This is a genomic window from Sphaerochaeta halotolerans, from assembly GCF_003429665.1.
GTDB lineage: Bacteria > Spirochaetota > Spirochaetia > Sphaerochaetales > Sphaerochaetaceae > Sphaerochaeta > Sphaerochaeta halotolerans.
In genome coordinates this window covers 167,638-180,880 of the sequence record NZ_QUWK01000001.1, presented here as the reverse complement: position 1 = coordinate 180,880, position 13,243 = coordinate 167,638, and the positions used below count along the sequence as shown (strand labels likewise).

Below are 13,243 nucleotides of genomic sequence, written 5' to 3'. Positions count from 1 at the left end.
TGCTTCACCCTCCTACCCGACATACTTTGTCGCCAGTTCCATTATCTGTTCCTGGTCTGTTTCTTTACTGTTCACCGTACCGGCGACACGCCCCTCACTCATTACCACGACTCGATCGGTCATTCCCAAGAGTTCAGGCATCTCACTACTAATCATGATCACACCCTTGCCCTGTGCTGCGAGCTCTTGCATGATGACATAAATCTCATACTTGGCTCCTACATCGATACCTCTGGTTGGTTCATCAAGGATGAGAATATCAGGAGAGGTAAGCAACCAACGGGCGAAGAGTACCTTCTGCTGGTTTCCTCCGCTCAGGCTCTTGATCAAGGTTCTGGCTGAAGGAGTCTTGATGTCAAGATCCTTGATGCTTTTCTGTGTATCAGCTGCCATTTTTGCCGAATTGAGTAAACCACTCTTGTCCCGATATTCCTTGATGTTTGCTATTACCAGATTGTCCTGGACAGAAAGGACGGGGAAAATCCCAGTCGCTCGTCGCTCTTCGGTCAATAGTGCCATACCATACTTCTTGGCATCATAGGAATTGTTGATCGTCACTTCCTTACCTCGTATATACAGAGACCCTTCGCTATGGAGTCTCAATCCAAAGACTGCCTCCATCACCTCAGTTCTCTGGGCACCAACAAGACCTCCTAAACCTAATATCTCTCCCTTATGAAGTGTAAAGGATACATTCTTGAAACTTCTCGCATTAGGGGAAGTATAGTTTTCCACTCGAAGCAACTCTCCCCCGATTTTACTCTCTCGGGAAGGGAACCGATGGGTAAGATCACGCCCTACCATCCGCTTGATGATGGTCGCAGTTGTGAGCTCACTTGCTTCCCAGGTTCCTACATAGTGCCCATCACGCATGATTGTCACTTCATCGGAGATTTTGAGGATCTCTTCCATTTTATGGGAAATATAAATGATAGCCACTCCACGCTGTCGGAGAGAACGGATGATGGAAAACAGATGTTCCACTTCATTCTCCGTCAGCGATGAGCTGGGCTCATCCATGATGATAATTTTCGAATCATAGGAAACCGCCTTTGCTATCTCAACACTCTGTGCTTTTGAAACACTCAAGGTGCGTAGCAAATCAGTCGGTTTGATGTTGCTAAGATTCAACTCCTTCAGCAATTGATCGGTCCTGTCAAACATAGCCTGATGGTCGACCACCGGACTCTTTGCACCCCCTATTCTAGGAAACCTTCCCAGCCAAATATTCTCCATAACCGACCGATAGGGGATGAGATGGAGCTCCTGGTGGATCATGGAAATTCCCAAGGAAAGTGCTTCCTTAACGTTGTTGATGACAACCGGCTCTCCATTGAAGCGAATTTCTCCCTCGTCCATGGAGTAGAGTCCAAAGAGGCACTTCATCAACGTAGATTTGCCTGCTCCATTCTCGCCCATCAGAGCGTGGACCGTTCCAGGTTTTACCTTCAGGGTGACATCGTCTAGAGCCTTTACTCCAGGAAACGATTTGGAGACATGGTTCATTTCTAGTACATACATGACTTCCCTCGCCTCCCCGATATGCATCGGGGGTGTAGTTTTCTTGAAAAAACCCTCCGGATGACATTGCAACCCGGAGGGTATGTACTACATCTCAGCACTTACTTGAACTGCTGATAATTCTCCTTGGTAACCTTCTGATAAGGAACCCATACGTACTTGCCATCAGTAATGGTATAACCAATGGAAGCATCAGTGGGGGTGTTGCCCTTTGCAAGCTCATAGGAAAGAGCGAAGGTTGCACGACCCTGGTTGACTGCATCATTGAGTACGGTACCGAGCAGGGTGCCTTCCTCAAGTGCCTGCAATGCAGGAGCGGTTGCATCAACACCAACAACAGGCATGAACTTACCATCTTTGAAGTAACCGGCAGCCTTGAGAGCTTCGATTGCACCGAGGGCCATGTCGTCATTGTTTGCAAACACTGCCTCGATTGCATCACCCTGGCTGGCGATGAAAGCAGCCATCTTTTCCTGGCCCTTTACACGATCCCACATGCCGGTATCTTCAGCAAGTTTCTCAACCTTGATACCTGCATCCTGCAATGCCTTGATCGAATATTCGGTTCTCAGCTCCGCATCCTGATGTCCGGGCTCGCCTTTCAGCATGACATACTGCAGGACTCCATCTCCATTCTTGTCCATCTTTGGATTGGATTTCCAGTAATCAACAACCAGCTGACCACTCATGGTACCGGACTCTTCAGCACGAGCACCAACGTAATAGATTTTGTCCCATTTTGCCATATCTTCAGCCAAAGGCTCACGGTTGAAGAACACTACAGGGATGTTGGCCTTCTTGGCCTTGTCAATGATAACGCCAGCTGCGGTGCGGTCAACAGGGTTGATCTGCATTGCATCCATACCTTTGGTAATGAACAGGTCGACTTTCTCATTCTGAGTAGCCTGGATGTTCATGGAGTCAACAACCTCGACTTTTGCATCGGTCTCTGCGGCTGCAGCGATGATTGCATTACGAACACCAGTCATAAAGGTGTCGTCAAACTTGTAGATTGCACATCCGATTTCAATGTCGCTGGCCTCTCCCTGTCCTTGAGCAAAAACGGGAGTTACCAGAGCGAGTGCCAAGCACATGATAGCCGTAAACTTTTTCATAGAACCCTCCTAGTGGATTTTCTCTGTATTCAGTTTTGCACGACCTTAGGGAGTCGTACATGCAAATTTTTTTGGTTAATCTTGGTTTTTTTTCGATATTGAAACATTTTTCTTATACACAAGAGCCTTTCCACTCTCGATTGAGAAAAGAACAATTTCTAAAGAATTACAATAACGCCCTACAGGCAGACATCAAAAAGAGAGCCTCATTATTTCCAAGATTATCTCGTTCAGAAGAGGAGCCTGGTCCCGTGCAAGCAACCTCATAGAATCGTGATTGCTCTGCTGTGAAGATACTTTCCCCTCCCTCTGGAGGGAAGGCATGCATCTGCGTCCAACCGCAACTTTGGATGTGTTCATCAAGATAGCACTCACACACAAGTGCAAAGGATTTAATGGTAGGGTCGGCTTTCGGATGCCATGGTCTGCCAAGATACACCGAGTGGGCAGGGACCTCTTTTTTCCTGAGGAACCTGCATCGATGGAAACAGAAACCCAACTGGTCACCAGGAGTTGAGGGAGCAGTGACATACCCCTCCCCATTGGAGAGGATGGTACAATCGGTAAAGAGAGCGGCTCCTCCACCAAAGATGAAATCAATAGTACCTTCGATCTGGCAATTATTCAGTAGGTGCATACCCTCATCGAGCAAGAGCGTATCCTGATAGCCAAAGAAAGCACAATCCTCCAAAATGGTGGTATCGGCGCTTTCAGTGGTTCTAAAGGCAACTGCTTGCAATCCATTCACTTTCCCTGGATTCTGCTCCACAAGATGGCGAAATGAGGGATAGTCAAAATCGTTGGCAAACGTCAGGTGCTCTGCCCGGAAATTCGCTTTCTGTATCGTGCAGGAAGCAGAAGCAAAGGTTCCCATCATATATGCCCCTGCAGCATCACTGAAGGTAATACGTGTCTCATCACGCCCAGAACCGACAAGTGTGACATTCGCCCGATCGATAACCACCTTTTCTGTATAGGTACCCTTCTCAAGGGTAACAACAAGCGGCCTTTCCTCTTCAGGAAATTGGAGGAGAGCATCATTGATGCTGTCCTTTGGGGTGAGTGTAATTCGATATGCTTCCATAGCTGTATCATACGTCAATCGCTTTGGAGTTTTAAGACACTTGTTTCTCTTTTTCCTTGCACGAGACAAAGGGGCTGCCGCATTGCGACAGCCCCGATATATCGAACAGTTTGTTGATACTTACATCAACGGACCAAGTTTCTCAAAGAAACTCATGCGCTTCTTTGCATCTTCCTCGGCCTTGGCAAAGAGTGCCTCAGCATTCTCAGGATTGGTCTTGTACAATGAAGTGTAGCGAACCTCACCCTTGATGAACTCCTGGTAGGAACCAGTAGTTGCCTTGGTATCCCAGCTGAACCTTTTGCCTTCCTCAAGTGCGGGATTGAAGCGGTAGAGCGGCCAATAGCCAGCTTCCACTGCCTTCTTCTCCTCAACCTGGCTGAAACGCATGTCCATGCCGTGGTTGATACACGGGGAGTAACAGAAGATGATCGAAGGACCTTTCCAAGCAACCGCTTCCTGCAAAGCCTTCTGGGCATGCATGCGGTTGGAGCCAAGAGCGATGGATGCAACATAGACATGTCCGTAGGTCATGCACATAAAGCCCATGTTCTTCTTGCCAATCTTCTTACCAGCGTTTGCGAACTTCGCAACAGCTGCCATCGGAGTTGCCTTGGAAGCCTGTCCACCGGTGTTGGAGTACACCTCGGTATCGAGTACCAAGATGTTGACGTTTCTACCGGAGGCAACAACGTGGTCAACACCACCATAACCGATGTCGTAGGCCCATCCGTCACCACCCATGATGAAGACAACCTTGTCAGCGAAGTAGTCCTTCAACTCGTCAATCTTGGCGAGCAAGGCTTTCTCTTCGTCACTCTTTGCAGCAGCGATTGCCTCAGGAAGAACTGCCTTAACAGCTTTCTGGGCATCGTTTGCAGCCTCAGAAGACTCATCCCACAGTTCAAGGGACTTCTCAATGGCACTCTTGAGAGCATCAGTGGTTCCCAATGCAAAGAGCTGATCAATATAGATCTTCAATTGCTCACGGTTGGAATCGACAGCGAGGCGCATGCCCAAGCCATACTCTGCATTATCCTCGAAGAGACTATTGCCCCAGGAAGGACCCTGGCCGTCACTCTGACGGACAGTGTAGGGAGTTGTTGGGAAGGTACCACTGTAGATGGAAGAACAACCTGTTGCGTTTGCAGCAATCATGCGATCACCACAAATCTGGGAGACCATCTTGACATAGGGGGTCTCACCACAACCTGCACAAGCACCGCTGAACTCGAAAAGTGGCTGCTTGAACTGCAGACCCTTGAGTGTTGTTTCCTTGGTGCCATCAAGCACATCGTACGGAAGTTTCTCAAAGAATTCTGCATTTGCAATCTCACCAGCTTCACGCTCGGTTGCGATTGGGCTGAATACAAGGGACTTCTCCTTGCTGGGACAGGTCTCAATACAGACACCACAACCCTGACAATCTTCGGTATATACCTGAATCTTGAACTGGAGGTCCTTGTCATTCTTGGTATTGGACTTCAATACATTGAAAGTCTCAGGTGCACCTTCAAGGTATTTGGGTTCAATCTGCTTTGCTCTAATTGCTGCATGCGGGCAAGACTGGACACACTGGTTACACTGGATACATTTCTCGGCAATCCAATGAGGAACGAAGGGAGCAACCCCGCGCTTCTCGAATTTTGCGGTAGCAGTCGGCAGACTTCCATCGAAAGACATCTTGGAAACAGGAATATCGTTACCCTTGAGGTGCATGATGGGTTCCATGATATCCTTTGCATAATCGTCAGCATCCTCAGGAATCAAGCGAGCAGGATCATAGCTCTTGGTAATCTTCTCAGGAATGACAACCTCATGAAGAGCCTCACTGGCACCATCAACTGCTGCCCAGTTCTTCTTGACAATGTCCTCACCCTTCTTAATGAAGGTCTTCTTGATGTACTGCTTGACCAAATCAATGGCTTCATCCTCAGGAAGAACCTGACTGATCTTAAAGAATGCAGCCTGCATAACAGTGTTGATACGGGTACCAAGACCTGCGTTCTCTGCAATCTTCAATGCATTGATGTTGTAGAAACGGATCTTCTTCTCGATGATTTGTTCCTGCATCTCGCGAGTCAGATGCTCGAAAATCTCATCAGAGGGAATCTGGCTGTTGAGCAAGAATACACCGCCCTTCTTGAGAGGACCAAGCATGTCATAGCGACCGATGTAGGCAGGGTTGTGACAAGCAACAAAGTCAGCATGGTCGATCAACCACGGCATGGTCAGCTTGCCCTTTCCAAAGCGAAGGTGGCTTACGGTGATACCGCCGCTCTTTTTCGAGTCGTATGAGAAGTAAGCCTGGGCGTTCAAATCGGTGTTGTCCCCAATGATCTTGATCGAGTTCTTGTTTGCACCAACGGTACCGTCAGAACCGAGACCCCAGAACATGCAGGAAACCACACCTTCGGGAGAGACGTCGATATTTTCCTGTACAGGAATCGAACGATTGGTTACATCGTCGTTGATACCAACGGTGAAGTTGTGGAACGCCTTACCTGCAAGATGATCAAAGACAGCCTTTGCATGGGAAGGAGTGAAGTCCTTGCTGGAAAGACCATAGCGACCACCGTAGACCTTGATATCGCTCTTGTCCATCTGACTGAGAGCAGTGATGACATCCTGGTAGAGAGGCTCACCAAGAGAACCGGGTTCCTTGGTGCGGTCAAGTACTGCAAGACGTTTCACTGAAGCAGGAAGAGCTCCGAGGAAGTGCTTTGCACTGAATGGGCGATAGAGGCGGACCTTGAGGACACCGGTCTTGCCACCCTTCTTGTTGATGTATTCGCTGGTCCACTCCATGGTATCGGCACCGGAACCCATGACAACCACTACATCAGTTGCGTCTGGGGCCCCAACATAGTCGAAGAGGTGGTATGCCCTACCGGTAAGTTTCTCTACTTCATCCATGTACTTCTGCACTATCTCAGGCAGTACATCGTAGTACTTGTTGACGGTCTCACGGCCTTGGAAGTAGACGTCTTCGTTCTGTGCTGCAACCTTAAGCCTTGGCTGCTCAGGACGCATTGCACGTTCGCGGAAGCGACGAATATACTCTTCCCTCACCAACGGCTTGATGTCGTCATAAGAAATTTCCTCGACCTTCTGCAGCTCATGGGAAGTTCTGAATCCATCGAAGAAGCTGAGGAAGGGGACCTGTGACTCCAGTGTCGCCAGGTGTGCAACCAAGGCCATGTCCATGGTCTCCTGCACATTGCTTGCACAGGTCATGGCAAAACCCGTATTGCGGCAGGACATGACGTCGGAGTGGTCACCAAAGATTGAGAGAGATTGTGCAGCAAGTGATCTTGCAGACACGTGGAAGACGGTCGGTGTCATCTCACCAGCGATTTTGTGCATGTTCGGAATCATCAGAAGCAATCCCTGGCTTGCAGTAAACGTGGTAGTTAAAGCACCGGCAGCGAGAGCACCATGAACGGCACCAGCCGCACCAGCCTCAGACTGCATCTCCATGATTTCTACCGTCTTCCCCCAAAGGTTCTTACGTCCGGTACTGGACCAAGAATCCGCGAACTCTCCCATCGGGGAGGACGGGGTGATCGGATAGATTGCGGCTACTTCACTGAAGGCATATGCAATATGCGCGGCAGCGGTGTTTCCGTCAATAGTAACCCTTTTTTTGTTACCCATTTTGACACTCCATAATAACAGTATTTGATGTAGCCCTGAGGGGGCTACCCTTTGCGCGAACAAAAAAAAATCCAAACAGATTTTTTTCAGATTTCAATCTTAAACCAATAAGGAATCGATTGCAACCTTCTCCAGATTGATTTCATTATTTGCAAAACTTTTAGTTATATATCATGACTTCAAGTATTTATTTAGTGCAACATAACCGCACCCAAGGAGAAAACAAAGCGCTGCTGAAATACCCCAAAGCTGAGTATAGCCACTTACTGCCAACCACAAACCTCCGGCAGTTGGAGCAATGGAGTGACCGAGACTGGATGCAATGGTAAGCGATGCGTTGCAACGTGAACGCAATGATGGAGGAGCATAGGCATTCACAAACACATTGGCATTTGTTGCCATCAATATCTCTCCAAAGGTCCAAATGCAGGTGGCAACCAAGAAAAAAGGAAATGCTGTACATCTGGCATACATACCGTACCCAACAACATAAAACACCATGGCAAGCGCCATGGAACATAGTTGCCCCAGCCTATGGGTCCATGTGGTGAGAAAAGCTGTTGCAAGTAAGACTGTTACTGCATTTACCGTCATCAACAGCGCGTAGCGACTCGTCCCGAGCATCTCGCCATACAAAGAAGCAAACTGGAGCGGAAGGGTGAAGGTGTTCTGGGCATAGGCAAGACCATAGAGCGCGAACAACCCAAAAAAGATGATAAGAACGGGAGGCATCCGCAGTGTCTTGCTGGAATGAGCCGTCTCCTTGGTATACATGGTTTCACTCTTTGGGATTCCAAAGATCAACAGGAGTGTAGAGAGGAAAATCAGCAAGGAGGAGAAAGCAAAGAGTAACACAATTGAACGTGCATAGAGGAAGGAAGCTGCAACAGGACCAAGCGCCACCCCGATATTCGTTCCCAGATAGAGAAGACTGAACGACTGGGAGAGTTGCTCGGGTCGGCTGAAGTCAGCAACCATGGTATTGGTGAGGGGAGAGGTGCCTCCACGGAAAGGACTGGAAAGAAGAATGAGGTATGGCACCAGATGGGGAAAAGACCTAACCATCAAGGCACAGGAAAGATATGAGATACTGACCACAACCTGACAGATTACCAGAGGAATTTTTCTCCCCCATCTGTCTGCTACATACCCACTGGAAAATTGGCCAAACATGGTGGCAATGACACTGCATGAGACGAAGAATCCCGCCTGGGCTGGAGTAAGATTAAGGTTACCGGTAAGAATAAGGACCAGGAGTAGCTGCACAAAATCACCGAACCTATTAATGATTCGGATGATGAAAAGAATATAAATATTCTTCTCCAGACCTCTATACAAAGAAAGACCCGTCACAGAAGGACGAGTCGTACGTATACTGCTCATGCTCTCCCTACCCGGTTTGGAGGGTAGGGATTGCTTGCTCTTTGGTCAACACTCGCTGTGGCCACAAGAGAAACATTTCTTGCAACCTTCAATATTCACGAACGTGACATTACCACAAATTGGACACATATCAGGTTTCACAGAGGAACCGGAAGCAGGAAGCCCAAGATCGAGCTGCCCGACCTCTTCCTCCTCATCTTCCTCATCAGGAAGGCGGGAGGCATCCCGGTCAGAGTCTGAGGAACCAATATGCTGTTGCAACACCTGTGCAACTGCATCAGGTAAGCTCATTACCCGATTTCTTCCGAATCCCATGGAGCGGCCACTGCCGATCCCTGAGAGCTGGCTGATAATCGCCTGGGCTCGTTGGTCGGGGGTCAGGGGAGAGGGCATGCGAAGCAGCAAGCTGATGAGTCTTCCAAGTCCCTCTGCATCGGCTGCAACATCACTTCCCACCTTTGCCACATTGATGAAGACCTCAAAGATATCACTAGGATTTGGGCCATCACAATTAACCGTGATGTATGCCGTTCCAATAGGAGTGGCCTTGCGATATGTGGTCCCCCTTAGGACAGTGGAACGTACCCGTGGCTTGGGTTCACTGGAACGAGTAACGACCGGAGTTTCCTTCTTCTCTTCTTTCTTGACCGTCAATACCTGCGTATCACGTGATCCATCACGATAGGTGGTTCCCCCCTTACATCCCAGATCATAGAGCAATTCATAGAGCTTCTCTGTCTGCTCAACCGTGTACTCCTTGGGAGTATTTCCTGTCTTGGAGATTGAAGAATCCACCCACTTCTGGATTGCTGCCTGCACCCTGACATGCCCTTCGGGAGCAAGGTCCATTGCAGAAACAAAGTAGTCTGGTTTCTTCTGCCCGGGATGAGCCTGTACCCAATCATCATACACCTTCACCCGTTCGATGTTCGTTCCCATCCTTCCTGTGCGTTCCCATTCCCAGAAATAATAGGGCTCAATCCCAGTGGATGTGTTTACCATCGTACCGGTGGTTCCAGTCGGAGCCTGGGTAAGGAGGGTGACATTTCTGAGGCCTTGTTCACGGACTTTACTACGGATCTCCTCGGGCATCTGCTTCATGAAGCCGCTCTCAAGCAACTTATCAGCATCAAAGAGGGGAAAGCTTCCCTTCTCTTTCGCAAGATCACAACTTTCACCATATGCTTCCAAACAGATGAACTTGTACAGCTCTTCAATAAAGGTCAGGGACTCATCGCTTCCATAGCCAAGTTCCATCTTGATCAACATATCGGCAAGTCCCATGGTCCCGAGTCCGATACGACGCTCACTCTGCTGCTGTTTCCTGTTCTCCTCGAAGAAGTAGGGGGTATCATCAATGACATCGTCAAGGAAGCGGACTGCCAACCGAACGGCCCTTCCCAAATCCTTGTAATTCACCTTCTTGTTCTCCACAAACTGGCTAAGGTTGATGGATCCAAGATTACAGACACCCCAAGGAGGAAGCCCCTGCTCCCCACAGGGATTGGTACTCTGGATGGAAGCGTAGTACCAGGAGTTGGACATCTTGTTGTAGCGATCGATGAAGAATACTCCAGGTTCGGCACTTGCCCAGGCGCTTTCTATAATAGCGTCCCAAATCTTTCGTGCCTTCATCGTATGGTAGACTTGGACCTTATGCCCACTGTTCTTCCATTTCTCAATATCTCCATCCCACTTTTCATTGTAGTCAGGGTCGGTGGTATCAGGGAAGTACGTATGCCAATCCCCATCACTGCGTACAGCGTCCATGAAGTCATCGGTAATTCCGACCGAGATATTTGCGTTGGTAATCTTGCCCATTTCCCGCTTTGACTCAATGAAATCAAGGATATCAGGATGCCAGACATTAAGGATCAACATCAAGGCACCTCGGCGGGATCCACCCTGTTCAATCAGGCCGGTTACGAAGCTGAAGAGCCCACCCCAGCTTACTGAGCCACTGGAACGGCCGTTTACGCCCTTGACGTAGCTGTGCCGTGGCCTGAGGGACGATATGTTCATGCCGACTCCCCCACCTCGGCTCATAATTTCTGTCATCTGGCCCAATGAGGCTATGATGCCACCACGACTGTCCTTCGGGGAAGGGATCACGTAGCAGTTGAAATAGGTCAGGTTCTGATCCGTTCCCGCACCGGTAAGAATCCTGCCTCCAGGGACGAACTTCCAGTCCTCCAGGAGCCAATTGAACTCTTTTTCCCATTGCTTTCGAACCTCCGGCTTCTCTTGGGAAGCAATACCTTTCGCTACACGAGCAAGCATCTGTGCTGGGTCGGTCTCAAGCGGCTTATCAACATCCTCACGTTTCACGTGCAAGACAGTGCCTTCATCAAGCTTGACGGTAATGGCATCCCCATCGTTCAATTCGGTAACCACTCCAATCTCTCGCTGACCAGTCTTCGGGTTGCTCACAGCAACCACGACATCCCCAACCTTCAACGTCTTCTTCTGGACGTCTTTCAATGCATAACGGTCGAGGAAAATCTTACGACCCAACGGGTTCAATTCATTCTTAGCAGCGCTCATGTAATCCCTCTATATATAAAATTAATTCACAATTCATGAAGACAAACACACCCCCTCGATTGGCAGAAATGCAATGCGAGGAAGCTGGTCGGACCTCGTCAATCCTCATCTACCATAGCATGGCGGACTGAACTTGGCAAGCAGGCAATACAACATTTATAGCGCTATATAAAGTTGCATAACGCTACATATAGTGTTATATAGGTTTTATAGCAATCATGTATCATGTCTTAAATAATGCATATTGGTGCCGTCGGAAAAGGACAAATAGAGAGAATCATTTTTCTTGTTATTCCTTGCTGGTAATGGGTGAACCATGATAAAAACACCCCCACAAAGCAGGTAAAAACACTATGCATATTTTGTGCTTCTTTGGGGGTCCTATCATAGGGTCAAACGTGAAATTATATCTGATGGCTAGTGCTATCTTACGAGTGAAGGGCCTCCAAACTAGGGGAGGCCCTCCTGATACACACCCCGAAGGGAAAAACCACTAGTAACCGAGCTGAACCATGGTATCGGCAACCTTCTTGAAGCCAGCAATATTCGCTCCCTTCACGTAATTGACATATCCATCATCTTCCTTTCCCTCGGTAATACAAGCTTGATGAATCTTTCCCATGATACCCTTCAGTTTCTCATCGACCTCCTCAGCACTCCAAGAAAGATGCATGGCATTCTGGCTCATCTCGAGACCACTTACCGCAACACCACCGGCATTTGCAGCCTTTCCAGGTGCATAGGGAATTCTCTGCTTGATGAAATAGGCTGCTGCTTCAGCCGTGCATCCCATGTTTGAAGTCTCCACCACGTACTTGATCCCATTGGCAACCAACGTTCTGGCATCCTCCAGGTCAAGCTCATTCTGGATGGCACAGGGGAAAGCAAGATCAACAGGGACCTCCCAAGGCTTCTTTCCTGCAACGAATTTTGCCCCAAAGCGTTCCGCATAGGGTGCAACAACATCATTGTTGCAAGAACGCAGATACTGCATGAATGCCCACTTTTCGGGCGTTCCTACTCCCTCTTCATCATAGATATACCCATCTGGACCACTGATTGCTACGACCTTGGCTCCCAATTCGGTCGCCTTCATAGCAGCTCCCCAAGCAACGTTTCCAAAGCCACTTAAGGAGATTCGTTTTCCTTCCAGACTGTCCTGATGCGTTTCAAGCATAGCTTGGGCAAAGTACATTGTGCCGTATCCAGTTGCCTCTGGGCGGACCAAGGATCCTCCAAAGCCGAGGCCTTTACCGGTCAACACACCAGTATTCTCTCCCCTGATACGCTTGTATTGTCCGTAGAGAAATCCAATCTCACGCGCTCCTACTCCGATATCCCCGGCAGGCACGTCTGTCTCAGGACCGATATATTTCTGTAACTCAGTCATGAAAGAACGGCAGAAGCGAAGGATTTCGCTGTCGCTCTTGCCACGGGGATTGAAATCACTACCGCCCTTGCCACCGCCCATGGGAAGTGTGGTCAGGCTGTTTTTCAGAGTCTGTTCAAACCCTAGAAACTTCAATGTTCCAAGGGTAACACTGGAGTGAAAGCGTAAACCTCCCTTATAGGGACCGATTGCATTGTTGAACTGCACGCGGTATCCACGGTTTACTTGAAGATTTCCTTCATCATCCTCCCACTCGACTCGAAAGGTGTACACACGGTCAGGTTCGGTCATTCTCTCGAGAATCCGATGCTTTTCATACACCGGGTTCTCATTGACCACGCTGAGAACACTTTCCACCACCTCGCCGACTGCCTGGATGAATTCAGGTTCGCCTGGATTCTTTCTCTCCAGTTCTTTCATTACTGATTCAAGGGTATACATACCTAGACTTTTCTCCTTGGTCTGTGCTGCAACAGGACGTTGCTTGTTCAAAAAGCGTAAACCTACCATACCAATATGTCAACGTTAAATTATGATAAGCGTGATTAT

7 protein-coding genes are annotated in these 13,243 nt (G+C 48.7%); all 7 read right to left on the bottom strand.

Annotation, left to right across the window (positions count from 1 at the left end; translation table 11 throughout):
* Positions 1-12: 12 nt before the first annotated feature.
* Positions 13-1,521: a sugar ABC transporter ATP-binding protein gene (locus tag DYP60_RS00805; RefSeq protein WP_117328964.1), complete on the bottom strand. Its 1,509-nt coding sequence runs from the start codon at positions 1,519-1,521 to the stop codon at positions 13-15.
* 101 nt (positions 1,522-1,622) lie between these two features.
* Positions 1,623-2,636, bottom strand: coding sequence for a galactose ABC transporter substrate-binding protein (locus DYP60_RS00800; RefSeq protein ID WP_117328963.1), 1,014 nt, complete (start codon positions 2,634-2,636; stop codon positions 1,623-1,625).
* 166 nt (positions 2,637-2,802) lie between these two features.
* A complete protein-coding gene (locus DYP60_RS00795; protein ID WP_133299260.1) occupies positions 2,803-3,720 on the bottom strand; it encodes a pectinesterase family protein in 918 nt (305 codons plus the stop codon).
* Between the two features lie 120 nt (positions 3,721-3,840).
* Positions 3,841-7,377, bottom strand: coding sequence for a pyruvate:ferredoxin (flavodoxin) oxidoreductase (nifJ, locus tag DYP60_RS00790; RefSeq protein WP_117328961.1), 3,537 nt, complete (start codon positions 7,375-7,377; stop codon positions 3,841-3,843).
* Between the two features lie 171 nt (positions 7,378-7,548).
* Complete coding sequence (locus DYP60_RS00785; protein ID WP_117328960.1) at positions 7,549-8,760, bottom strand: MFS transporter; 1,212 nt, start codon at positions 8,758-8,760, stop codon at positions 7,549-7,551.
* Between the two features lie 45 nt (positions 8,761-8,805).
* Positions 8,806-11,304 carry an adenosylcobalamin-dependent ribonucleoside-diphosphate reductase gene (locus DYP60_RS00780; RefSeq protein ID WP_117328959.1) on the bottom strand — a complete coding sequence of 833 codons (2,499 nt, stop codon included), beginning with the start codon at positions 11,302-11,304 and terminating at the stop codon, positions 8,806-8,808.
* A 493-nt stretch (positions 11,305-11,797) separates the two neighbouring features.
* Complete coding sequence (gene gdhA / locus DYP60_RS00775) at positions 11,798-13,135, bottom strand: NADP-specific glutamate dehydrogenase (protein ID WP_117328958.1); 1,338 nt, start codon at positions 13,133-13,135, stop codon at positions 11,798-11,800.
* Positions 13,136-13,243 lie beyond the last annotated feature (108 nt).